Origin of the sequence: Paenibacillus sp. AN1007 (genome assembly GCF_040702995.1) — a bacterium.
GTDB lineage: Bacteria > Bacillota > Bacilli > Paenibacillales > Paenibacillaceae > Paenibacillus.
In genome coordinates this window covers 2,176,802-2,200,193 of record NZ_CP159992.1, presented here as the reverse complement: position 1 = coordinate 2,200,193, position 23,392 = coordinate 2,176,802, and the positions used below count along the sequence as shown (strand labels likewise).

23 protein-coding genes are annotated in these 23,392 nt (G+C 46.1%); 4 read left to right on the top strand and 19 right to left on the bottom strand.

Going from position 1 to position 23,392, the window contains the following annotated elements; genetic code table 11:
• Window positions 1–88: 88 nt before the first annotated feature.
• The 4 genes from ABXS70_RS10045 (at window position 89) to ABXS70_RS10030 (ending at window position 4,408) form a co-directional block, all read left to right on the top strand.
• Window positions 89–1,321, top strand: a complete 1,233-nt coding sequence (locus tag ABXS70_RS10045) for an aminopeptidase (RefSeq protein WP_366295559.1) — start codon at window positions 89–91, stop codon at window positions 1,319–1,321.
• 89 nt (window positions 1,322–1,410) lie between these two features.
• Complete coding sequence (locus tag ABXS70_RS10040) at window positions 1,411–2,643, top strand: aminopeptidase (RefSeq protein ID WP_366295557.1); 1,233 nt, start codon at window positions 1,411–1,413, stop codon at window positions 2,641–2,643.
• 255 nt (window positions 2,644–2,898) lie between these two features.
• A complete protein-coding gene (locus tag ABXS70_RS10035) occupies window positions 2,899–3,489 on the top strand; it encodes a sigma-70 family RNA polymerase sigma factor (RefSeq protein ID WP_342551354.1) in 591 nt (196 codons plus the stop codon).
• Complete coding sequence (locus ABXS70_RS10030; protein ID WP_342551355.1) at window positions 3,467–4,408, top strand: hypothetical protein; 942 nt, start codon at window positions 3,467–3,469, stop codon at window positions 4,406–4,408. Before ABXS70_RS10035 ends, ABXS70_RS10030 begins: the two co-directional genes overlap by 23 nt.
• A 1-nt stretch (window position 4,409) precedes the next feature.
• Here ABXS70_RS10030 and ABXS70_RS10025 read toward each other — a convergent pair whose 3' ends face one another.
• The 19 genes from ABXS70_RS10025 to ABXS70_RS09935 form a co-directional block, all read right to left on the bottom strand.
• Entirely contained in the window at window positions 4,410–4,943 is a 534-nt protein-coding gene (locus ABXS70_RS10025; RefSeq protein ID WP_342551356.1) for a hypothetical protein, read from the bottom strand.
• Window positions 4,944–5,139: 196 nt separating this feature from the next.
• On the bottom strand, window positions 5,140–6,603 hold the full coding sequence (locus tag ABXS70_RS10020; RefSeq protein WP_366295554.1) for an Msr family ABC-F type ribosomal protection protein: 1,464 nt from the start codon (window positions 6,601–6,603) through the stop codon (window positions 5,140–5,142).
• A 572-nt stretch (window positions 6,604–7,175) separates the two neighbouring features.
• Window positions 7,176–8,468: a hemolysin family protein gene (locus tag ABXS70_RS10015; protein ID WP_366296593.1), complete on the bottom strand. Its 1,293-nt coding sequence runs from the start codon at window positions 8,466–8,468 to the stop codon at window positions 7,176–7,178.
• A 398-nt stretch (window positions 8,469–8,866) separates the two neighbouring features.
• The gene (locus ABXS70_RS10010; protein ID WP_342551358.1) at window positions 8,867–10,393 is read right to left on the bottom strand and encodes a sigma-70 family RNA polymerase sigma factor; all 1,527 of its coding nucleotides are present in this window, start codon (window positions 10,391–10,393) and stop codon (window positions 8,867–8,869) included.
• 255 nt (window positions 10,394–10,648) lie between these two features.
• The gene (gene gerQ, locus ABXS70_RS10005) at window positions 10,649–11,050 is read right to left on the bottom strand and encodes a spore coat protein GerQ (RefSeq protein WP_342556359.1); all 402 of its coding nucleotides are present in this window, start codon (window positions 11,048–11,050) and stop codon (window positions 10,649–10,651) included.
• A gap of 152 nt (window positions 11,051–11,202) precedes the next feature.
• Entirely contained in the window at window positions 11,203–11,625 is a 423-nt protein-coding gene (locus ABXS70_RS10000) for a cell wall hydrolase (protein WP_251503986.1), read from the bottom strand.
• Window positions 11,626–11,833: 208 nt separating this feature from the next.
• Complete coding sequence (locus ABXS70_RS09995; RefSeq protein WP_342551359.1) at window positions 11,834–13,534, bottom strand: hypothetical protein; 1,701 nt, start codon at window positions 13,532–13,534, stop codon at window positions 11,834–11,836.
• A gap of 205 nt (window positions 13,535–13,739) precedes the next feature.
• Entirely contained in the window at window positions 13,740–14,489 is a 750-nt protein-coding gene (locus ABXS70_RS09990) for a glucose 1-dehydrogenase (RefSeq protein ID WP_342551360.1), read from the bottom strand.
• 250 nt (window positions 14,490–14,739) lie between these two features.
• Window positions 14,740–15,846 carry a collagen-like protein gene (locus ABXS70_RS09985; RefSeq protein WP_366295551.1) on the bottom strand — a complete coding sequence of 369 codons (1,107 nt, stop codon included), beginning with the start codon at window positions 15,844–15,846 and terminating at the stop codon, window positions 14,740–14,742.
• Window positions 15,847–16,087: 241 nt separating this feature from the next.
• Window positions 16,088–16,480, bottom strand: coding sequence for a DUF2500 domain-containing protein (locus ABXS70_RS09980; RefSeq protein WP_342551362.1), 393 nt, complete (start codon window positions 16,478–16,480; stop codon window positions 16,088–16,090).
• 168 nt (window positions 16,481–16,648) lie between these two features.
• Window positions 16,649–17,260, bottom strand: coding sequence for a C39 family peptidase (locus ABXS70_RS09975; RefSeq protein WP_342551363.1), 612 nt, complete (start codon window positions 17,258–17,260; stop codon window positions 16,649–16,651).
• On the bottom strand, window positions 17,257–17,811 hold the full coding sequence (locus ABXS70_RS09970; RefSeq protein WP_342551364.1) for a GNAT family protein: 555 nt from the start codon (window positions 17,809–17,811) through the stop codon (window positions 17,257–17,259). The genes ABXS70_RS09975 and ABXS70_RS09970 overlap by 4 nt, the downstream gene beginning before the upstream one ends.
• 77 nt (window positions 17,812–17,888) lie before the next feature.
• Complete coding sequence (locus ABXS70_RS09965) at window positions 17,889–18,377, bottom strand: AAA family ATPase (RefSeq protein WP_366295548.1); 489 nt, start codon at window positions 18,375–18,377, stop codon at window positions 17,889–17,891.
• Window positions 18,374–19,027: a hypothetical protein gene (locus tag ABXS70_RS09960; protein ID WP_366295547.1), complete on the bottom strand. Its 654-nt coding sequence runs from the start codon at window positions 19,025–19,027 to the stop codon at window positions 18,374–18,376. The genes ABXS70_RS09965 and ABXS70_RS09960 overlap by 4 nt, the downstream gene beginning before the upstream one ends.
• Before the next feature lie 10 nt (window positions 19,028–19,037).
• Window positions 19,038–19,373, bottom strand: a complete 336-nt coding sequence (locus ABXS70_RS09955) for a hypothetical protein (protein ID WP_366295546.1) — start codon at window positions 19,371–19,373, stop codon at window positions 19,038–19,040.
• 24 nt (window positions 19,374–19,397) lie between these two features.
• Window positions 19,398–20,486 (bottom strand): CHAP domain-containing protein, encoded by a 1,089-nt coding sequence (locus ABXS70_RS09950; RefSeq protein ID WP_366295544.1) that lies wholly within the window; start codon window positions 20,484–20,486, stop codon window positions 19,398–19,400.
• 504 nt (window positions 20,487–20,990) lie between these two features.
• The gene (locus tag ABXS70_RS09945) at window positions 20,991–21,983 is read right to left on the bottom strand and encodes a phosphotransferase (protein WP_342551369.1); all 993 of its coding nucleotides are present in this window, start codon (window positions 21,981–21,983) and stop codon (window positions 20,991–20,993) included.
• A gap of 93 nt (window positions 21,984–22,076) precedes the next feature.
• Window positions 22,077–22,553 (bottom strand): GNAT family N-acetyltransferase, encoded by a 477-nt coding sequence (locus tag ABXS70_RS09940; RefSeq protein ID WP_366295542.1) that lies wholly within the window; start codon window positions 22,551–22,553, stop codon window positions 22,077–22,079.
• Window positions 22,554–22,583: 30 nt separating this feature from the next.
• On the bottom strand, window positions 22,584–23,363 hold the full coding sequence (locus ABXS70_RS09935) for an HAD family hydrolase (protein ID WP_342551371.1): 780 nt from the start codon (window positions 23,361–23,363) through the stop codon (window positions 22,584–22,586).
• Between the last annotated feature and the right edge of the window lie 29 nt (window positions 23,364–23,392).

Below are 23,392 nucleotides of genomic sequence, written 5' to 3'. Positions count from 1 at the left end.
GCCCTATGCAGACTCCTCCCTTACTTCAAAGAGGACTATTATAGACCGCCAGCTACGACATTCATAACACATTGGAGGAAAAAATAGCATGAACAATTTTGAATCGAATCTGCAGCAATATGCTGAACTGGCTGTCAAAGTAGGTGTCAATGTGCACCCTGGCCAGACGCTTGTGGTGAATGCCCCGATTACAGCAGCTCCTTTTGTACGCTTAATTGTCAAGGCTGCTTACAGCACTGGTGCTAAGCTGGTCAAAGTCAATTGGAGTGACGAGACGGTTACCCGTCTTCATTATGATCTGGCCCCGGATGAGGCATTCTCCATCGAACCGAAATGGTTCGCAGGTGAAATGACCGAGCTTGTTGAGGAAGGCGCAGCAGTGCTGCACGTTATCGCGGAAAATCCGGATCTGTTGAACGGTGTTGCTCAGGAGCGTATCGTCACCAGTCAAAAAGTTCGCGGGAAAGCGCTGGAGAAATACCGTGCTTACCAAATGGCTGACAAGTTCAGCTGGTCGATCGTAGCCGTCCCTTCCCCTGAATGGGCCGCTAAAGTATTCCCGGATCTGCCTGAAGCTCAGCAAATGGACCGTCTGTGGGATGTTATTTTCCAGACGGTACGGATAGGTGAGAAGGATGCTGTCGCAGAATGGAAAACCCACCTGCATAACCTTGACTCCCGTGCTGATCTTCTGAATCGTAAAAAATACAAGAAACTGCACTACACCGCTCCAGGTACAGATCTGACCATTGAACTTCCAGAAGGCCATATCTGGGTATCTGGCGGCAGCGTGAATGAGCAGGGGCATGTGTTCATTGCTAACATGCCGACAGAAGAAGTATTTACTGCGCCGCTCAAGACAGGAGTAAATGGTACTGTGCGCAGCACCAAACCGCTCAGTCATGGTGGTAATCTGATTGACGGCTTCTCCCTCACATTCGAAAACGGACGAATTGTGGATTACACAGCTGAACAAGGTCTGGATGCACTGAAAAACCTGATCGAGATCGATGAAGGCGCACATTATCTCGGCGAGGTAGCACTTGTTCCGCACAAATCTCCGATCTCGGATACAAATATTCTGTTCTACAACACACTGTTTGACGAAAACGCGTCCAATCATTTGGCGATCGGAAACGCCTATGCGTTCTGTCTCGAAGGCGGCAAAACGATGTCTAAGGAAGAACTGGCCCAACACGGTATGAACTCCAGTCTGACCCACGTTGATTTTATGATTGGTTCGGGTGAGATGAATATCAACGGTGTAACTTCCGAAGGTGCGGAAGAGCCGATCTTTGTGAATGGAAACTGGGCGTTTTAATGACTCCCCTGTTATAGAGAGAGGAGACTTCTCCTCTCTTTTGCTGTGTCTGGATCTATACTAATACCTAGCATTACGGAGGAGATTCTATGTTAAGTTTTGAACAAAAACTGGATCGTTACGCCGAACTCGCTGTCAAGGTTGGGGCAAACGTGCAGCCGGGACAGACTTTTGTCATCAACGCAATGATCGATGCCGCGCCTCTCGTGCAGCTGCTTGTCCGTAAAGGTTATGAAGCAGGTGCTAAGCAGGTTATCGTTAAATATTCGGATGAGACGGTCAACCGTTTACGCTTTGAAATGGCTCCCGAGGACTCCTTCGAAGAGCCTCCCAAGTGGCATGCTGCGGAGATGGAAGCTCTGGCGGAGAACAATGCTGTCTTTCTGACCATTTTATCCTCCAGTCCTGATCTGATGAAGGGCATCGACCCTGCAAGAATATCGGCGAATCAGCGAGCCTTCGGACAGGCCATGGCCAAATACCGTCAGTACCTGCAGGCAGATAAAATGAGCTGGACCGGTATCGCCTGTCCTTCACCAGACTGGGCCGCCAAAGTATTCCCGGACCTTCAGCCAGCGGAGCAGATGAATCAGCTCTGGGAGGCGATATTTGCAGCTGTGCACGCGGATGTTGAAGATCCGATTGCTGCGTGGGAACAGCATATCGAACGACTAGAGTCACGAGCCAAAGCGCTCAACAACAAAAAGTACCACGCACTGCGTTACATCTCCCCGGGCACAGATCTCACGATCGAGCTTCCTGAAGGGCATATTTGGGCTCAGGCTGGCAGCGTAAACGAGCGAGGTACCCCTTTTGTAGCCAATATTCCAACGGAAGAAGTGTATACCGCTCCAGCAAAATACGGTGTGAACGGCACAGTGTCGAGTACCAAACCGCTAAGTTACGGCGGCAGCATCATTGACCGGTTTACGCTCACATTTGAGAAGGGACGGATTGTGGACTTTCATGCAGAGGAAGGTCACGAAACGTTGGAGCGTCTCATCTCTATGGATGAAGGCTCTCATTACCTAGGCGAAGTTGCGCTCGTACCGTTCCACTCTCCAATCTCGGAAAGCGGCATTCTGTATTATACTACGCTGTATGATGAGAACGCGTCCTGCCATCTGGCAATTGGCAGTTCGTACGCTTCCAATATCGAAGGAGGCAAAACGATGTCTCCCGAAGAGCTTGCGGAACGCGGTATGAACTCCAGCATAACCCATGTTGATTTCATGATGGGTTCATCTGAGACAGACATCTATGGCATTACAGCAAGTGGTGACCGTGAACCGATTTTCCTGAAAGGAAATTGGGCATTTTAAAAAAATGTGTGCAGCCGCGATTTCAAATTTTTAAATCAGCGTTACTTTGAATTGAACAGTCGATTTTCGCTGCCATGGATTCCATGGTTTGCAAGATCGCCTGTTTTTTCTTTTTCAGCAAACATCAAACAGGGTCAGAACTCCCTCTTTTCAGAACTGTAATCAGGTCTATCGGACATTGTATCGCTTCCATAATCTGTTGTAAAATGTAATGATACCAATGTTTGTGGACTGTTGACCAGAAAGGAGAACATCATGGCCAATCGGCTCCAGCTTTTACTTGCATCCGATTTTCATCAATTAGGACCTGTAATTCAAGAAGAAATATATTATGAGTATTACAATATGGTATATGGACTGATCGTATATATCATCAAGGAACGCGCAGCGGCAGAGGATATTATTCAGGAAGCGTTTATCAAAATTATTAAAAGCAAACCCCTCTTCGAAGACGAGGTTAAACTTAAAGCCTGGCTCAAGGTGGTGACCCGGAATACTGCAATTAATTATTTGAGAAAAAACAAAAAAAATCGTAACCAATTGGATACGGATAGTGTTTTTATAGATATAGAGACCATGAATCAGACAGCCGCTTCGGTGGAAAGTATGGTCGAGACACAAATGATGCAGGAGTCTATTGAACACTATCTCTCCCAGTTGAAACCTGAATACCGCGTGCTGGTCGAGCTGCGTTGGAAAGAAGGTTTCTCTTATCGCGAGATTGCAGAATTATTGAATACTACCGAGGACATTGTGAAGCAGCGTTTATTCCGAGCCCGCGGCAGTATCAAGAAGAAATTACATAAGGAATGGGGTGGAAGCATTGAACAGAGGCAGGCTAAATAAGCTTGAAGAACCACTAGATTCAGGCCTGGAAGATGAATATTTTGATGCGGCGTTTGAACAGGCTTTTGATGAAGCTTTCCAGCAAGCTGCCACCGCCCCTTCTGCTTCCCGTTCCCAATCCATGCAGCAATCCTGGCACAAGGTACAAAGAGAGATTGAAATCCTTGGAGCACATAAACGTAGAATACGCACCTTGAAACTGTCGGGCCTTGTCGCTGCTTCCGTAATGATTGGAGCCGTTCTGTTCAGCCTTCCAACCGGAACACAAGCTGTATCCCCTCTTGTACAATCGATTAAAAATTGGGGCAATGGCATGAAATCGATCATCGTGGAAGAGAAGTCTGTGGATCTGAGTCCCGATCCCTCTACTGCCAAAACACCTCCACCACCTGACATGGAGTCAAACTACAGTTTCCATGCTGATGCTGAAGGTATTCCTGTTTTTGAACTCGAAAAACATGTTTTTCGACCAGTCGCTGTGACAGAAGAGATCGCTCGTGAAGGGTTTTTAGGAGAATTTATATTATCTAAAGCCATTCCTGCCCGTTTTGACAAGATGAAATATGAACTGCTGCTGGATACAGAGAATCCGGTAAATCCTGACGACTATTATGAATCCGATATGATGAGAATTCGATACTCCATCCAGGGTAAAAGTGATACAGAAGAACTTATACAGATAAACTATGAATATGTTAGGCCCGGACAGTCTCTTGAGAAAACACCGCTGCAGAAGAGCAAAGCGGTGAAGCTCACAGATGGAAATGATGCTCTTGTGTATGTAGGCCCACCCTTCAATTCAATTCAGTGGATGACAGGTACACTCAGTATGAGTCTGTTTGGAACGGTGACCGAAGAAGAAATGATTGCCATTGCCAATGATTTTCTGGAGCAAAACGCTCCTGTTCAATCCAAATAACTCAAAACAACACACTAGGTGAGGTATGGGTGGACTGATCTGATTTGGTTCCATCATATGCTGTATGAACACTAACGACACGGTAATAATAACCGGCAAGGACTTCCCAATCAGAACCTGAACGAAGTTCATTGGTCTGTGTGTCCGTTGAAGAGCTGCCCGCGAATGTGACCCAGGCTGTTCCGGTCCAGCGCTCTAACCGATATTTGACGGACAAGGTTTTCACTTCTTTATAGGTCATTGTAGTTGTTCTCACAACGGCTTGAAGCCTCTCTCCTCGCGTTAACGAACAAATCGCCTGATAGATATGTTTCGATTGGGCAGCTCGTGATTGAATGAAATTATCCCAAGGTTCCAGCGGCGGCGGAGCTGTTCGTGCACCCGACGTTATATTTATCAGCGGACTTCCAGCTGCTGACGAAATTTCGGGCAGTACAACAAAGACTGGCGTGATCAAAGCAAGAACAAGTGTTATTTTCAAAATGGGCTTACGGTATATAGATTGGTCCCATGGTTGGGCCTTTTTCATCATCATTCCTCCTCACTCTATGGTTTAATGACATGTAATCTATTAAACGGACGGAACGGAGGACAGGTTTCAAAAAAATAGGACGCACCGATGTTCCATCGGCTGCGTCCTTTTCATTGTTTCGGAAGGTTAACATCTCTGAAACCTAAATGTTTCCAACCCGTATGAAGAACATAGTCAAATTTATCGGAATCGGATTTATCTACCTGATTCGAACAATTTGTTTATTTTCTACAGCATATACCTGATCGGCGACATTTTCGACCAAACGAGCATCATGTGAAATGAAAATAATGGTTCCCACATAACTTTTCATCATCTGTTCCAGTGCTTCCGTGGCAGGCATGTCCAGAAAATTGCTCGGTTCATCCAAAAGCAGAATGTTATATCTTCCAAGCAGTATTTTCGCCAGCTGCAGCTTCATTATCTCACCACCGCTTAATACCGCCAGCTTCTTACGGACATCATGCTGTGAAAATCCTAGAGATGCCAGCACAGCTCGAATCTCGGACACCTGATAATCACAGTTTTCCTGCATAAATGTCATAACAGCTTGATGGTGGTCAAACGTATACACATTCTGTGCAAAATATCCGATCTCTGCCTTTGGCGACAGGATGATGCCCTCCTCGCGCTCCAGGATCATTTTGAAAAGCGTTGTTTTTCCTGCACCGTTTGCACCAGTTAGTGCAATCCTACCGCCAAGCGGGAATTGGAACGAAGCTTTCTGCAAAATTACCTTATCACCCAACGTTTTATTGATCTCTTTAGCTGTAATCGGAAATGGATTGTGAAGTCCTAACGGATTATTCTGACGGAAGTGTATCGTACGATTCACAGCAGGGGCATTGAGTTCACCCAGTGCTTCGATGCGCTGCTCCATATTTTTTGCGGCTTGATGCAGCTTCTTCTGTTTACTTCCAACCGATTTTTGATGTGCAAGCCGCCCGCCATGATCCGAGCTGTTTTTCCTTGAAGCCCCTTTTTCTTTATGATCCATTTTACGAGCCTGATTCCGCTTGTCATTGATGGCTTTTTCCAGTCGTTCTCGTTCATTCATATACTGCTGATATTGGATTTCCTGCTTTTTCTGAATTTCATTCTTTTGGGCCAGATACTCCGAATATCCACCCCAATACTCCGTTATTTTTCCATCTTTCAACTCCCAGATTTTATCGACCACTTGATCAAGAAAATACCGGTCATGACTGATGACCAGCAGCGCCCCTGTATAAAATGAGAGCTGATGGATCAGAAAATCAATCCCCTCGGTATCCAGATGACTCGTAGGTTCGTCCGCCAAGATGCCATGTACCGTGCCGGACAAGGCCTCTGCGATTTTCAGCCTCGTTTCCTGACCACCGCTCATCTGATCTGCATCGATTTTGTTTACGCCAAGTTTGCCCGCAAGTGCGGAACTCACTTTTTGCTGATCGATATCATGCTCCATCTGCGGGATATAAGCGAAGCTGCCGTGCCTTACGATGTTTCCTTTCGACACTTGGGTTCTGCCCAGTAATACTTTCAGAAGTGTACTCTTGCCTGCACCATTCGCTCCAACCAGGCCAATTCGGTCATATTCATAAAGTTCAAGATGGTCAATGTCCAACACTTCACGACTGGCATATTCCACAACAATCTCTTTTGCGTTAATTAATACATTCATCTCATTTCCTCCTTCTAAAATCGCAGTTGTTATGCTCGCAGGACGAATCTCCCTGCGATTCAAGAAGGGAGGATTATATAAAGAAATACCAATGCATATAACAACTCATTCCGGCAGCTCCTTTCAGGTTCAATTTTAAGGCGAGCGTTCCATGCTGGTCTTAAATTCTATTTGAGGTTCTATTTGACGTTAAGTTCTGAATTTATCACGGTAATCAAAAATGCAGATCCAAGCCACCACGTGGACTTGAACCTGCATTATAAACGTATGGAGACACGTCGATCGAAGCATAGCAAAATAAGCCATTCGATCGAAACCTATATCTCTCTCCATACGTAAAATAAGCAGTTCAAAAAAGCCCACGATTGTGGAAATTCGCTTTTTTGACCTGCTTATCGAAGACGCATGGAATGAGTCATAGGAACGTGCCTCCCTCTTCTTTTATTGAGTTGAATAATACCATGAGCTTCTTCAAGCGTCAACCCGAATCAGCAATTTGTTCCGGTGCAGCAAAAAAGCCGCTGAATTAGCGGCTTTCCTGTGTACCACCTATAATAATACCGCTTGAGGAACTACGCGCCCTCTCCTTCAACAAGCAATTCAAGCTTCACCACATTCACACGTGAAATCCGCTTGTGTTCTGTTTCCTCAATCACAAACAGATACCCGTTATGTTCAACCGATTGACCAACCTCAGGTGGAATAGCCTCTACTCTGGAGTATAACCAGCCTCCGATCGTATCATAATCAGCCCGGTCCATCTCTATACCGAATCGTTCACTGACCTCTTCAATCAGCATTAATCCGTCAATGGAATATTCCAGCTCGCTGACTTGTTCGATCACCGGACGCTCTTGGTCAAATTCATCCTGAATTTCGCCAACAATCTCTTCCATAATGTCCTCAAGCGTGACCATACCAGAGGTTCCTCCGTATTCGTCGATCAGAACAGCAATTTGTGTTTTGCTGCGCTGCATACGCTTGAGCAGGTCACTAATTAGCGTAGTATCCGGCACAGCCAGAATCGGACGAATTACGGATATCGTGTCCGTTAATTGAGATCGCATCAAATCTTTAATGTGAATGAAGCCGATAATATGATCCTTGTCTCCGTTATACACCGGATAACGTGTACGCATGCTTTCGCTTGCAATCTCCAAGTTCTCCAGCATGGACTGATTGGCGTTAAGACAGATCATTTCCGTCCGTGGAATCATGATCTCACGGGCGGTTGTATCCGTAAAATCAAATATATTATCAACAAGTGCTAATTCAGTATTATCAATTAAACCGCTCTTATTGCTTTCTTTCATAAGAATACGTATTTCATCTTCACTATGTGCATCGTCAAGTTCCGAGGCTGGCGCCATTCGAAACAGTCTGAGCAGTCCATTCGCCATGCCGTTCAGGACCCAGATGAAGGGATACATTAGTTTGTAAAAGAACGTCAGGAGCACTGCAGACCACAGTGTGATCGCTTCAGATTTGCGAATGGCCATCGTTTTGGGAGCCAGTTCTCCCAGGACAATATGCAAAATGGTAATAATGACAAAAGCAATCACAATTGAAATGCCATGCACATATACCGGACCCAGGCCAAATGCCGTAAAAACAGGTGCAAGCAGTCGTGCGATGACAGGTTCACCGAGCCATCCCAGCCCAAGTGAAGCTAACGTAATGCCAAGCTGACAAGCCGACAGGTAGGCATCCATATTACGTATAATGTTAGACGCGTATTTCGCGTTACGATTACCGGCCTCTACTAAGGCCTCAATCCGGCTGCTCCGCACTTTCACCATTGCGAATTCTGCAGAGACAAAGAAACCATTCATTAATACAAGTAAACCGATTAAAATCAAACTCATAATACTCGGTAAGGGGTCACTCAAATGTTCTTCCTATTTGCCGTGATCTTTCGGCAAATAGGTCCACCTCCTTCGAAAATGTAGGATATCAGCCATTATGCCGTTCAAATGCAGTTTCAACTTCCCAATGCTTCCACCTCCTGCCGTTTATCCTCGAATAACAAGCATATGCTTCTTTTATTATATAATTCTACACTACACAGTCAATCCGTGTCCTATGACACCTAAAGGCCAAATCGGTACAATTCATTTACAAAGGCAGCAATTGCGCTGTTTTTTTTACATTTACTAAACAAAAGAAAATAGGAGAATGGACGTTCTTGTCCAATTCTCCTATAGAGATGTTCAAGGTATACGATATGCATTTTGTCACACCCTGCACATGATTACATTTGATCTTAAACTTTACCTTTCCTGATATGCAGGCCGCCGGACCAATATTCGTCCTCTCTCCAGCTGTTCCAATTCTCTTCACCGCCGCATACACGCGCTCCCAGTTCCGTTAAAGAAAGTTCGGCTTCGCGAAAAGCCTGATTATGCTGATTGTACTTTGGCAAATCCGCTGCCCCAGTCATCCGGACGAGCGGATACTTCCCTGTCGACATTCTTCTTAGATGTGCCCAATATTCGAGATCACCCATCCCGAGAATAGACAGCTTGTCTCCTACCTTTTGAAACAGGGCATATGGACGATCCACACCAGCTCTTATCGTTTCCAGTGTTACCTGCTCAATGCAGCCCAAGCCGTTCGTACTGGATGGCAGACGGGACAGATGAGCCTGAAACGCAGTACGGGCAAAAGGAAGTGCATCAGAAGCATGTTTCATATACTGCTCGTGATGACAAATGTCTGACGAAGAATAAGCTTTCCAGAACGCTCTTCCCGCCTGAATCTCCTCATCTTGGATTACATGCCATGTTCCGGACAAGGTCTGCATTTGAGCAGCGGTGAGCTGTGCCAGCCCTCTGAAATCCTCTACCTCCGGAAAAGAATCAATACACAGCAAATGCAGCTTGAACTTCTGAAAGGTTTTACTGCTCCATAAGTGCAGCAGATAGCTCAACATCGTTTGGTCATACAGATCATGCTCAAACCACAGTACGACCTCTTGATCCGGCTGCAGTGAACGAAGCTTGTTCTCCAGAGCTTCGATCTGCAAATACTCCTGCTGCGGTATGCCCAGCTCGTCTTCCAGCACAAATGCTCGATGCTGCCTTGCTTTCCGGTCGGCCATATCCGTTGTTACAGGGCCGTAGGTGTACAGTTCACGCCACACAACGATATCTCCCTGGATACCGCTCTCCCGCAGCCGATTAGCGGCGTGGTCTCCATTCATAATATGCAGCATACTTTTTCCTCCCTCATACAGCTCGTTAAACATGGATGCCAGATTTCGCACAGGTATGGAACGTTTAAGTTTAGCTCGGGCATCAAACAATCTTTTCTTTAACGCCGGTACGTTCACCCCAAGGAAATCGGATATTTCTTTCAGCGTGCAGCCTTGAAAATAAAATAAATCAACGACAATTTGCATCGACGAGGGCAGTTTGGCAATGGAACTGTGCAGCGTCTGCTTCAGTTCCTTCTGTATCGCCTGGGCTTCCGGATCACGCGCCTGATCTTCTTCAAGAAATACATGCTCTATTTCCTGAATAGGGACAACTGCATGCCTCCTGCTTCTCAACCAGCGATAACACTGTCTTTCCACAATAACTTTAAACCATCCAGGGAAAGCCTCCGGCTTCTCGAGTTTGACCAGATTGCTGAATGCCTCTGCAAAAGCTTCCTGCACGACATCTTCTGCTGTATACACATCCTGCAGCCGTTGATAGGCTACAGCAAGTGCCATCCCGCGGTAATGGGCCACCAGCTGCTCATAAGCTTCCGGTTCTCCCTTTAATGCTCCTTCAATCCAAGATTTCAACTCCGTGACTCCTTTCTTCTGTCATCTTCAGCTGTCTGATCTGTTTGAGCTGACGCTCACCTTTTTTTCTTTTTCATATGTAAGTGCCGTAAATTCTTGTTCAGGTTACTTTTATTTTCGACTTTACTTTAGTTTCTAATATATATTGCAAAAGCTGCCCTGTCTGCAAATTCCACTGCATTCAGGACAGCCCGGATTACCGTATGTGTTGGCCGGCAGGCCTTATGTCAGATAACATGGGAAATTCTTAACCAATTAAAGTCTGCTGGGTGCTTGCGGGAAGTTGCCCACAACGCCTGGATATTGATACAGCAGCGGCTCATCAAACGTTGCATAGTCGAAGTTAACCATCAGCAGCATAATTCTTCTGCCGGTTTTAGGATCACTGATAATGATGTGGTCACGTCCAGCTGCTTCGATAATGCCTTGGAATATGCGAGCGTTCCATTCCTTGTTTCCTTCGTATGTCATGTAAAATGTACCGAATTTACCCAGGTTCAAACGCAGAATATTCTCGATGTACGACTGCTCAAATTGCGGAGCTGTTGTAGAAATCACTGTACCTGTCGGTGTCATTGGACTTCCGCTGGATACCAGCGGAGGTACACTGGTGGAGCTTGGCGATACCATGCCTGGTGTTGGAGACATCGACGGCATGCTGTTGCCGATTTTGTAAGACGTTCCCTGAACTTGAGAATTCGCTTGTGCACTCATTACTGCATTTGCTTGCTGACCCATAGTTTGAGTTGGTTGATAAGGCTGATTAATCATAATAATTCCTCCCTGAATATAAAAATGTTGTTAACCCCTTAGTAGACGTCCGGACAGTCTTCACCTGTCGGGCTAAAGAAACAATGCGCTTTGAAACGTCCCGTATTGGGCTGGTTATACCACGTCGCCGGGCAGTCGCCAACCGGTCTGAAAAACCATAACGAGTTGCTTGCCGGCCAGAAACGTTCCCCGTTAATGACACGCTGCGCCAACCGAATCTCGGATTGTCTTGCCCGCTGATAGAAGTATCCCTTCTGTGTGGACTCGAACCCCCCAGGATTCTGAAAGACCATGCGATTCATGTCACGGATATTGCCAAAATCCAGACAGTCCGCCAGCACACGATTCACGCCGACATTCCCAACCAGCAGCATGCCCTGCTCTCCATCACCTTCGGCCTCTGCCCTCATCAGTCTCGCCAAGAGCTTGACGTCTTCCGAGTTAGTCTTAATTACTGCCATCGCCTGTTCCCTCCTTTACAGCAGCTGTTCATCACCGTACATCGTATTGTGCAGGAGCCTATTCGGTGACACTATTCCAGATTTTTTCCATAAAAAAAGCCCGGAACCTCACATAAAGTGAAGTCCCGGGCGATTTCATCAACCTCTTTTTGAGCCTCTTTTGATCACATCGCGATCCCAGCTGCGTGTTCTATATTCCTAAAATCCGTTAACGTTTGGCTTCAATCCAGTAATCATAAGCATGGACCAGATTGCCTTTATATGCCTTATACTTGGAGAGCAGATCTGGAAGCCTGCTCAGCTGGCTCTCCATTTCATCAGCTCCTTTTTCATGAAATGAAATATGTGTGCCTTCAAAGTTTTCTTTCATTTCCACAGAAATGAGCAGAGGTTTGCCCAGACGGTCTGCGATCTCCATTTCCTGACTTACCACGGCAGCTATTCCGTTGGAGCCTTCTGCGGTGTTGCGAAATGCCATCAGAGATACATGATCAAGCGTGTCAATCATAAATTCAGTCACAGAGACATCCCTGCCCGGCAGCGGAAAAGTATCCAGCCACACTGCGAGATCCGCACTGGTTTCAAGGCTGCTGTCCTTCTTGGTCTCCTCCTGGAAATAGGCAATGTTCGACGCCCACTCGGTCAGTAGGGTATCCCGATTAGCTTGCCATTCGGGGAGTGTATACGGCTCGATATCCAGATGAATACCCTCAAACCTCTCATCTGCTTCCACTTCGGCGTTATAGTTTTTCACATAATCAATCAGCCGTTTGATGCGAGGACGATTTTCTTTTTTACCCCAGATTGGATGTCCGCCCATCGCATGGACTTCGATTCCCTGGGCTTTTGCTCTTTTTACAAAGCTGCGGTAGCTGGAGTAAGGCTGATCCAGATCAAGGCGCACGTATAACCAATTGATCTGCTGTTCCTTGGCGAAGGCCAGTATGTGGTCGCCTCCATCATCCGTCACCTGCGAAGCCTCCCAGATGTAGGTGCCGCGAATGCCAGGTGAACTCGCAGGCGGGTTCACAGGTTTCTCAGGCATCGGCTGTTCTTCTGGCTCCAGTTCTCCCCAATACGTTAGATCATGTACAGCTGTACCGGCATAAGACTTGTGCTCCCGGAATGCAGCAGCAACCTCCTGCAGTGCACTTTCCAGCTGTGAAGAACTTTTACCCGCAAAACTGGTAAACTCTTCACCGGGCATCGGCTTGGTGTTCACCCCAACAGTAACACGAGTACCACTTGCGTCTGCCCACTGCATTTCCTGTTCCGTCAGACGAATAATTCCGTTACTTCCTTGTGCATTATCACGGTAAGCGAGCAGCGTCACATGATCCATGTTTCGAATAAACCAGTGTGACAGTGCTTCGTTATCTGCATCATCTGCCGTTCGGCTGCCCTTGACTGTGTAAGAATCAAGCCAGAAAGGCAAATCGACATGCACAGCTATTCCACCTTCCTGCTTGGACTGATCCAATACCAGCTTCATATTGCTGATCCAGGACTGCACCAAAGGTTTAGCGTCTTCCTTCCATGCAGGAAGCACGTATGGTTTGACATCCAGGTGGACTGCATCGAACCGTTCTTCCGGCTCCACCGCCTGATTATAATCTTTTACCCATGAAACTAATCGAAGCATAGGACCTTCACGGCCTTCGACACCCCAGGAAGGATCACCGCCCAGTGCCTCAATCGCAATTCCTTCACGACTCGCTTTGGCAATAAAAGTCCGGTATACCTCTTTGGATATTGTCATGTCTACGTTCACATACAGCCGGTTAATCTTATGTTCAGCCGCATTTGTCAGCAGCTCATCTCCTGCACTCTTAACAGACTGTGCCTGCCATACCCAGGCTGCCCGTATATCCACGTCATCAGCTTGAGCAGGTGACTTGATCCCGATCATTATCATTCCTCCGATCAGTAATAACAGCCAAAATACCTTCCGGGATGTTTTCCCGAACATATACTCCCTCCATTCTGTTCTGTTGTAAAATCACATTCATTATAGCAACCGACTTATCAAAAACAAATAAGCCCAAGTGCTTAACTTGGGCTTATTTCACTTCCGAGGAATCTCGCTAGAGCTGCTTCGGGTCAACGTCCCGGTTCTAGTCCTCATATATCATTTTTCGGGTCATGCCGCCGTCAATTACGAGATTAGTCCCAGTGACAAATGTATTAGCAGGGTCGGACAAATACAGACAGGCTCTTGATATATCCGATGGCACGCCAACCCGGCCGGATGGATGCTGCGCATGGTCTTCAGCTTTGAGTTTGGACACATCTCCGGTCTCAATCCAGCCGGGACTGATACAATTGACCCGAATTTGGTCTTTGCCAAGTGAGACTGCCATAGCATGAGTCAGGGCAGTAATTGCACCTTTGGAGGCGGCATATGCCTCGCTATCCGGCTCAGACATCAGTGCACGAGTAGAAGCCATATTTACGATGGCGCCGCCATGTTCATTTTTTTTCATATACCGGGCCGCCTCCCGACTTGCCAGAAAACAGCTTCTCACGTTGGTATGGAGCACATCGTCCCATTCATCCACGGACAGCTCATAGGGCGACTTCCATCTGGACACGCCAGCATTATTTACCAATACGTTAATCTGCTTGAATTCTTTGACTGCGATATCAAATAACTGCAGAATATCCTGCTCCTTCCGCACATCACAATGTACAAAGATGGCTTCACCGCCTTCATTGCGTATTGAAGCCGCCGCCGCTGCCCCCTCGGCTTCCTGGACATCGGCAAGCACAACTTTCGCACCGGCGACTGCGTATGCTTCAGCAACACTTCGACCGATCCCCTGTGCAGCACCCGTTACAACAACAACCTGATCTGTAAATGACATCGTGGTTTCCTCCTCTGGTATGATCTCTGTGTTTGATATATTGGTTTGTTCAGTCTGGTTATGACTATAGTTTATTACATTATTCATGGATTTCCATTGCCCCATACCTATATACAAACACGATCTCCCCCTTAAGAAACGCTTGTCCCGCAAACGATGGAAAAAAGCTCGCGTCATCAGGCGCAAGCTGTTCGATGTGAAGCACAGAGATTTGGAAACCTCGCTGGATTGGCAGCATGTATTCGTTTAATTATGCCAATTGGGTGATGACCAGATGCGCCGATACAGGTCTGGTTCCGCCTGCCAACGGAGTAATTGTCAATGCAGTTGCGTTACCTGCCGGATTTCGCACGGTGAGGATGGAATTAATAACGGTGGTCTGTACCAGAGCGATACCGACAATCTGAGAGGTTCCCGTTGCTCTCCCGACGACAGTAGCAGCCAAGTCTGCTCCATTGAGCGTTAGAATTAGCTGACCCGCTTCATCAATGCTTACTTGGAATAAAATCTGGTACGTACCAATCGCTGCCAAGTTGAATGAGCTGACACCTGTGCGTGCAATTGTAGTTCCACTTGTAGGGCCATCCTGTGGAAAGCTAACATCCGTACCCGGGGCAACTGTGGTCGCATTGTCAGGTGGCATCAGTGCAAAAAAGTCTGCAAAGCCCAGCACACCCCCGGTTGCTCCGGTTGCTCCAGTGGCACCGGCGACACCTGTCGCTCCAGTTGGACCTACTGCTCCTACGGCACCGGCGGCACCTGTCGCTCCAGTTGGACCTGCTGCTCCTGCAGCACCTATGGCACCTGTCGCTCCAGTTGGACCTGCTGCTCCTGCGGCACCGGCGGCACCTGTCGCTCCAGTTGGACCTGCTGCCCCTGTCGCCCCAGTTGGACCTGGGACACCTTGGGGTCCGATTGCACCAGCGGGTCCTGGATTCCCTTGCGGGCCTTGAGGCCCCACACTGCCAGCTTCTCCCGGAATCCCTTGTGCCCCTGCAGGACCAGCAGGCCCTACAGGACCTTGGGCACCAACCGCGCCGGCAGGACCAGGCTGTCCTTGCGGACCTTGTGGTCCAGGTGGGCCACCTGCAGGTCCGGTTGGGCCGGTTGCCCCCTGAGTACCACGATTCCCCTGAATACCTTGAATTCCCGGTATACCCTGAAGGCCTTGCGCCCCTGTTGGCCCAATAACAGTAGGCGTCGAAATATTCACTTCAGGCGGAGGGCATTTTACCTGCACCATTTTTCTGATAATCTTCGTTCTGCGCCCATTTTTTTTGGCTTTACATTTGACTTTACAAGGGTAGACCATTCCCCTTTTTTTCTTCCAACGTTTCTTCATTTCTGAATGACTCACCGTATGGACACCTCCCTATAGACATAGTTTAACGTACGTATAGAGATGAACAGATGCGTGGACGAACAACCATTTCAATTAAAAACCTAGCGGATTTTTAGTAAGAAACAGACTAATTGGGCAGAAGAAGCCCATATGTCGGTTTAATTCAGTCTTGACCAACAATGAAGGCGAGCCTGTGATATTTGATTATTAGCTCACAAAAAAAGCTCACGCCACTTGGACGTAAGCTGTTCCACGTTTAACCACGCAGACGTTCGGTATACAGACGATTGGTTCGTTCAAATCCAATATACCGGGTTCCCTTGAACGATAGCCGTCCTTCATCTCCCTCTGCGCACATGCCGTACTCTTCACCATTTACTTTGAATTCCAACCGATCGCCGCTCTCCACTTCAAAGGTGACATAATACAATGATCGTGCGGCAGCCGCACTACTGGAATCTGACTGACTCACCTTTACCCGTCTGCTGGTAATTCGTGAGTGTACGGTCAGCAGAGGCTCTGCATTGTTGCGCCCCCACCTCCATACTTCTTTCCCCATTGATAACAGCACGATACCCAGAATCAGGACAAATGCCACCGGAAAGACGGTTCCAAACAAATCAAACATCCAGGATGATTCAATGCCCATGTCTCTCCCCTCCGTTCATACACTTCGGACAGCCGGAGTCTTGACCCGTCTTCTGTAATGTATATGCAGACGAACACAGAACTTGTTAACCTGCTGAAATATTTACATCGTTTATTGAAGAAGGCGAGCCTTTAACGATTCTTCATGTTGATTCTTTAAGGAGTCTCTTTACGCAGATTGACCTAGAGAATCAGGTTTAGGCTCAATAACCATATAGGAGTTTCGACTGAAAGGAAGCCATGTTTTCCACAATGACTCCAGCTCGCTTACGCTAATCTTTCGGTTGTAATGTGCTTCGTCACAATTGCGCTTGAAATCCAGGGACTCGGCCAGATAAAAATGAGTTTCATCATATCCCACGACCGGCACAAAGTGCTGAAATCTCTTATCCGGATGGACCTTGATAAATAGAATGACAGGCACACCGCGGCTGATCTGCTTTCTTAACGTATGTACATCACCGCGCAGATACGCAGCCGGGTACCCCAGCTTTTTGAAAAAAACAGTGATCGCTTTGGGATAAAAGGTGCCATCCAATAGTTTTCGCGGATACGTTCGATACAGCTGATTGCCATCTGACTCGATGCCAAAATGCCTCAATACAAACGCACTGGAAAAGGCAGCACATTCCACATTTTTTTGTACCTCGGTCCTGTTTGGAGACGTAATGAAAAATGAAGCAGGTGTATTCACGCTGTTGATGTAATCTTTCTTCGGAATGCTAAAATAGTGATAAATTAACCAGATGATGACCAGCCACAGCACAATATTAAGTATCATCTCGAAATTCCTTCCTGCCAGTCACTGGACAACAAGCTGTACGTCACAATGTTTTCATAGTGATCGTATAACCACTGAGCCTGTCTGGACGTACCTTCGCTTATAAATCCGATCTTCTCTGGTATGGCTCTGCTTTTGATGTTACTCTCTGCACATTGGATGATAATTCGATTTAACTTCAGATCGTTAAACAAATACGGAATCAATTTCTCAATGGAAGTCGTAATGATTCCTTTTCCTTGTGCGGATTCCGATAAAAAGTATCCAATGCTTGTCGCTTTATTTTTCCAATCTATGTAGTGTAAACCCAACATGCCAACCAATGTTTTATTGAACCAGACTCCCGCGTCAAAACCATTTCTCTCTTCGTAATTACGTGACCAGACTTGTATGACAGCGTCTAAATCGTCAGGAGATTGCCGGCGATCAACCCAAAGCAGCCACTCTCTTAAAACTGCTCTGTTCTTATCAATTAAGGCATATAACTCATCTCGATCTTGAGATTGAATTAATTTTAACTCAATTGAATCATTCACTTGAAAGGGTAACATCAGAGCCTCCTACCTCCATCTATACGGTTCACTTTTTTTTACTTTTTCCCAAAGATTATAAGTTTCCCACATACAGCTCACTTCCAGTTCTGTCTAACCCACCGCTCGATTTGTTTTGCCGCCTCTTCGGAAGACAGATCCGTTGTATCGATTGTCGGCATGGCCGGATTAAAGGCGGTATCCGCATGCTGCAGCAGCCAGTTCGCAAAGTTACGGTGGTCCTCAATCGCATCTTCGTTCCAACCTCTTGCTTGTAACCGGGCCTCGCGTACGTGATCATCACAGTGCAGGTTCACGTAGTGAATCTGATCGAATTGATCAATATATTTGGAGGATGCAATATTTTCAGGTACCATTGTGCCGCATAAAATAGTACCTCTCCCGCTTAATGATATGCTGTAAGCAACGCGCAGCCAGTTCTCCTTGGCAATCTGCCAATCTACGTTATCGATGATATCCATATCAAAGACGTCAAATTCAGGCAAAAGCTGGCGAACATGCGATGATACCGTTGTTTTTCCAGTACCGCTCGCACCTGTAATTACAAATAAAGGTCGTTTACTCATTTTATTTTTCCTCCTGTTGTTCTTGCTTTATAGAAAAGCCATGTTTTGAACAATGGCTCTCCGTCGTTATGCGCTGCAACTTTGTTGTGGTAATAAAAATCCTCTTTGCTGACCCTCAACTTGGCGATAGGAACGACAGGATCATGACAGATCCATTCATCGAACGATATTAGCCCTGGTTTTGGTGTACTAAACAGCTCCCTGGGCAGGAGATAGACCATTCCTTCTGTCCAGGGATCGTTGGATATCGTAGATTGATTAAGGGAATAGAAATGATATTTTTGTCTGCGTCCCAGAATGCATCCGTTACGAAAGCTGCCCTTCAGTCTGCTGCGGTTGAGAATAGCGTAGAACATCGGCCAGTGTGGATCGGAAGAAGCAAAAACAGCATTGGTCCATCGGCCGTTAAATAAGGTCTGTTCTCGTGGTTCAAAGGTATGTATAGCGGTGTGATTTGACCCGTGAAATACATAAAGTCCTTGTAAAGATAAATAAGTTAAGAATCGAAACTTAGCATAAGGCAAGTTATATTCAATCAGGCCGTCTTCCGTTGTTTTTAAGGCTAATTTCTCATAAGCCTCCATCTCAGTAGCGGAAAAATTGATCGCTGGAGAGGGAAATAACAATATCCGATAAAGCCAACCTAACATTTCAACCACCCTACCTTTGCTGTACTATGGATCGTTTCCATTCTTCAGCTCTTAGGCCATACATCACCCTATGTAGAAATCTTCCATTCAAAAACTCATAATCTCTCAGCTCACCTCGGAACCAAATCCCTAACCAATAGCCTTCCTCTCTCGCGTAACGCAGACGAGTGCGTTCAATGAAACCTTTTGAATCCTCTTCTGTTACTGTCATACCAGGAATTCGGAGCCAGGCTCCGAGATGCTTCCTGTTGCGATCAATGAGTTGAAATAACGCTGCCGCATCATTGGAAGTAAACAGCGATATGTAGGCCGAATTCGTTTCATCTAATGCATGTTTAAACATCATTCACTCTTCCGTCGGTTAGCATTGTTAGAACGGACTGTATTCCCCTTGAAAATGAAATCGGTAATCGTCGCTGATTCGAATATACCCGAGAATACAACGTTCTCTGGATCGATTAATGATCCCCGAGTAGTTTTGATTATCGACATTTCCTTCAGCGACGAGCAAATAATCATCTTCGCAGGACAAAACAATGCCAATGTGATCATGTGAGTCATCAGACAGAAGCTTTTCATATATAACCAAATCACCACGACCTGGCTTAAAGCCGCCTTCTCGATCATTATGGAAAAATCCCGTCTCAGATGATCTGGACCAGTCCAGCCAAGCCCCTACTCCAGCTAGTCGATAGGTATGATTCGGATAACGAATGGGCAGTTTAATCCCCACCTGCATACAGCAATGATACACAAATGCTGCGCACCAATTCGCTTTAAGAACGGCGTATATATCTGTATCCGGCCAATACTTGCAAATTTCCCGAAAGCGTTCATCCTCTGGAATGCCGATAATCTCTTGTTTAGCCAGCTTTTCTGCATAATCAGCAAGAAGTGTCCGTCTTCCCTCCGAATCATCCTGCAAATCTTCATTGTCAGCTTCTGAATCCGCAGCATAATCCTCATGTGTCATGCCAAGCTCCTGCATTACATGATGTAATCTGTCTTTCTCTGTTCGGTTTACGAGCGCTTCCCCAGGAGAGGAAACTTTTTGTATCAGAACAGCATCTTTTAGAATCTCTTCATACGGTCCATGAATCTGCTCATACTGCTCTTGATAAAAAATAGATTGCAGTATGATACATAGCTCTTCCTGACTGAATAACTGCAGCTCCCGAAGCAGCTGCCTTGCGGAATCTGCACTGTTAGGTCCAGAAAAGTCTTTCATTCCCGTTCTATAGAGGTAACATCCGTGAAGCAAACCCGTGATCGCAGCCAACTCCCGATCCTTACCTCTCCGAGCAGCAAGCAAAGAAGCGAAGTTGGAGACGCCTGCAAGCTGCAGCCATACGTCCTCTTGACCTAAAAAGCCTTCATTAGACATGTCGCGAACTGCACGATGAACCTTATCTATTCTATTATTTTTAGTCTGTATGATACCTTCTGTATCCAGCCTCATATGGATAAACCCTATCGCTCCTTGGTTTGTTCCACTAACAAATTCCTGCTGTCTCCTGAACCCTGCCTGCTCATATACTCGGATTGCACGTTGATTAAATGTCGCGACCACGAGTTGAAACTTCGAAGTACCACATTGTTTTTCAAGGAACTTCAGACTTTGTATCAAAAAAGGCAGCCCAAATCTTTTGCCTGTCAGGGATGGTTTTAACCCAAGTCCAATATCCAGGTATTCTTTATCATCGTAGATGCCAGCATCTAATCCGCCAGGGACGCATGCTGCCCCGCCATAACACAGGTACCCAACCGTACCTCTCTCATCATCTACAGCCGAAAAATAATCTCCACTCGTTAATTCAAAAATCTCTTCATCTGAATTTGAAAAGCTGTACAGCGTGTACGGCTCTTCGTACTGCCAGCCTGTGATGTCTCTCGCGTCCTCTAACGTAAGCGGCTTGAAGATGAGCTCGCAGCATTTCCACTCTCCCTCCCCTCTCTATCAATCTCAGTACAGCTCATCTACAATCGGGATACCTTTCTCCAGCCTTTCACGGCTTTCGCTCAAATAGGTTACCGTCCAGTCATCCAAATGTTCTAAATCAAAGCTGCGATACATCCCGACATACACGATGAATTCTCTTAATCTGAGAAACAAATGAAGCTGCCGCAAAGATTCTTCATGCACCTTGCTATAGCGTTCATAACCTTTGAGAAAATGCTTTAGAAATCTGCGCGCCTGCATGTTACGCTCTTGGATGGAATCATCGAGCACTACATAGACCATGTAAAAAATCTGAATAGCGATATCTTCTATGTACCAGCTGTACTGACATTCATCAAAATCAAATAGAGTTAAACACTTCTCATCTATCAGGAAGTTACCTACATTAATATCACCGTGAATTAGGCCGTAGGCAGTACCCTTTTTCAAAGTATGAATCTGTCTTATAAGTCTCTCAGCACTCTCAAACACGTTGACTTGATCAGCCGGAATGAACTTTTTCATAGTTGATAGATACGAATTCTTCGTCCAATCATGGCGTGTGTATGCCTCACTACTGGGTTCAAAGCTTCGAGAGAGCTGATGCAGCTGACCTGTGATCTCACCGCATTTCTCCGCAAGCGTATCATTGTTCATGCACTCGGGGTAAAATATCTTCTGACCGGGAGCTTTCTCGAAAGATACAGCTGTAAAATAGAAATCTTTCATATGCAGTACCTCGGCCAAGCTGTTCTGTACAGAGGGTACAGGCTTACTCACAGATAAACCGTGATTATGCAAATACTGCACCCACTCTACTTCTCCGCATACGGAGTCGATGGTTCGATGCGAACTATGGGTTAATCGGAGAATATACGGCCTGTCCTTTTTCATATATTCATAGACGAAATTCTGAAAACCACCGATGGAAGTAACATCTCCCAAGTTAAGTCCAAATTTAGCCGCGGCTTCGTCCAGAATGCGGTCATTCATCAGATTTTTTATTTTGAGTTCCATACATGCACCACCCTTATATAATTACATTCATTCGTAATCTATTCAGACAATGAGGAATTCAGTTAAGGAACATGTCTTAGTAAAGTCATTAGACTACAGCAGCTGTTTTTTCAGATCAACTCGTATGTACGTTTTCTTATAGCCTGAACCATCTTCATTGTAGTAGACCGCCTCTTTCGTATACGGTTCTGTGATGGCCTGATAGCCGTGAGAAGTGATAAGTTTAATCATTTTGGGATTTTCGACAGGATCAACGCTTACAAATATTTCGTTAAACCCCAGTCCTATGGCACACTTCTCTCTATACTTTATCATTGCTGATCCAGCACCTTGACCGCGAAACTCCTCCTTAACGTACAAATCACTTAATTTGGGGACCTGCATACCATGCAGTTTAAGCAAACCAAACCCCAGAATAACGTGATCTATATCCTCTGCTGCTGCAGCCACTAATATAACTTTGTTATTCTCCTGCTGATTCAAATATGAGCGAAATAACTTCTCATTGTTCCTGACAGAACAAAGCCCTGGTAGGTCCTGCAGCACAGCTTGTCTTATGATGTAGTTCATGGCGCTGAACCTCCCCTTTTCGTTTAAGCATTAACGACACAGCCTCTCCAAAATGATAGCGACTCCATCATGTTCGTTCGTATCTGTGATCTCTTTGGCTCTGCATTTGAGCGCTTCAATGGCATTTCCCATCGCGACTGGCCAGCCGCACCGATCAAACAAACCGATATCGTTGACATCATCCCCAAACACCATGACATCCTGCAGCGAAGCTCCCATGGCGTCACATATTAGCGAAACAGCCTCTTCTTTGGAAGCGTTTAGCGCCGAGACCTGCGTAAGTTCTCCTGCGTCTGTGACCAAAATATTTAATTTTGCTTCAAACCTTTTTTGAAAAGCAGCCCTGCCCAGATTTCCTGTAAACAGAATTTTGGATGCCTCCTGCTGCTTAAGTTCCGTCAACGATCTGACGATCGGCTGCCCTTTTACATTCATCATCGTCCCTGCATCATAAGGCTTCAAACTCATCCATTCGTCTCTCACTTCTAAACTGATGTCCAGATCCGGATTGCAAGCCAGACAATAATCCAGAACTTCAGCAGTCAGCGCAGGTGTAATCGCCTTATGAATGTTATTACCAGTATGTATACAGTCGATATATGCGCCATTGTAATAAACAAATGACCCCAGTTTAAGCAGGGGCTTCGGTAAAAAAACCTTCACTGCCCTCGGCGGACGCGCCGTTGCAAATATAAATTTCAGACCACGGCTGGCACAATTCAAAATGGCTTTGATGCTGCGCTCAGATACTTCTTTGTTGGCTTTCAAAAGTGTTCCATCCAAATCTACAACGACTATCGGAAATTTCATAAATTCATTCCTGCCCTACCTCTATACAT

Bases quoted from the DNA above. Each gene is read 5' to 3' on its own strand.
- ABXS70_RS09960 (WP_366295547.1), bottom strand. From the start codon at position 19,027: ATGTTAGGTTGGCTTTATCGGATATTGTTATTTCCCTCTCCAGCGATC.
- ABXS70_RS09970 (WP_342551364.1), bottom strand. From the start codon at position 17,811: ATGTTACCCTTTCAAGTGAATGATTCAATTGAGTTAAAATTAATTCAA.
- ABXS70_RS09990 (WP_342551360.1), bottom strand. From the start codon at position 14,489: ATGTCATTTACAGATCAGGTTGTTGTTGTAACGGGTGCTGCACAGGGG.
- ABXS70_RS10000 (WP_251503986.1), bottom strand. From the start codon at position 11,625: ATGGCAGTAATTAAGACTAACTCGGAAGACGTCAAGCTCTTGGCGAGA.
- ABXS70_RS09995 (WP_342551359.1), bottom strand. From the start codon at position 13,534: ATGATCGGGATCAAGTCACCTGCTCAAGCTGATGACGTGGATATACGG.
- ABXS70_RS09980 (WP_342551362.1), bottom strand. From the start codon at position 16,480: ATGGGCATTGAATCATCCTGGATGTTTGATTTGTTTGGAACCGTCTTT.
- gerQ (WP_342556359.1), bottom strand. From the start codon at position 11,050: ATGCCGTCGATGTCTCCAACACCAGGCATGGTATCGCCAAGCTCCACC.
- ABXS70_RS09935 (WP_342551371.1), bottom strand. From the start codon at position 23,363: ATGAAATTTCCGATAGTCGTTGTAGATTTGGATGGAACACTTTTGAAA.
- ABXS70_RS10045 (WP_366295559.1), top strand. From the start codon at position 89: ATGAACAATTTTGAATCGAATCTGCAGCAATATGCTGAACTGGCTGTC.
- ABXS70_RS09940 (WP_366295542.1), bottom strand. From the start codon at position 22,553: ATGAACTACATCATAAGACAAGCTGTGCTGCAGGACCTACCAGGGCTT.
- ABXS70_RS09955 (WP_366295546.1), bottom strand. From the start codon at position 19,373: ATGATGTTTAAACATGCATTAGATGAAACGAATTCGGCCTACATATCG.
- ABXS70_RS09975 (WP_342551363.1), bottom strand. From the start codon at position 17,260: ATGATACTTAATATTGTGCTGTGGCTGGTCATCATCTGGTTAATTTAT.
- ABXS70_RS09945 (WP_342551369.1), bottom strand. From the start codon at position 21,983: ATGGAACTCAAAATAAAAAATCTGATGAATGACCGCATTCTGGACGAA.
- ABXS70_RS10025 (WP_342551356.1), bottom strand. From the start codon at position 4,943: ATGATGATGAAAAAGGCCCAACCATGGGACCAATCTATATACCGTAAG.
- ABXS70_RS10035 (WP_342551354.1), top strand. From the start codon at position 2,899: ATGGCCAATCGGCTCCAGCTTTTACTTGCATCCGATTTTCATCAATTA.
- ABXS70_RS09965 (WP_366295548.1), bottom strand. From the start codon at position 18,377: ATGAGTAAACGACCTTTATTTGTAATTACAGGTGCGAGCGGTACTGGA.
- ABXS70_RS10020 (WP_366295554.1), bottom strand. From the start codon at position 6,603: ATGAATGTATTAATTAACGCAAAAGAGATTGTTGTGGAATATGCCAGT.
- ABXS70_RS10015 (WP_366296593.1), bottom strand. From the start codon at position 8,468: ATGAGTTTGATTTTAATCGGTTTACTTGTATTAATGAATGGTTTCTTT.
- ABXS70_RS10040 (WP_366295557.1), top strand. From the start codon at position 1,411: ATGTTAAGTTTTGAACAAAAACTGGATCGTTACGCCGAACTCGCTGTC.
- ABXS70_RS09950 (WP_366295544.1), bottom strand. From the start codon at position 20,486: ATGAGGCTGGATACAGAAGGTATCATACAGACTAAAAATAATAGAATA.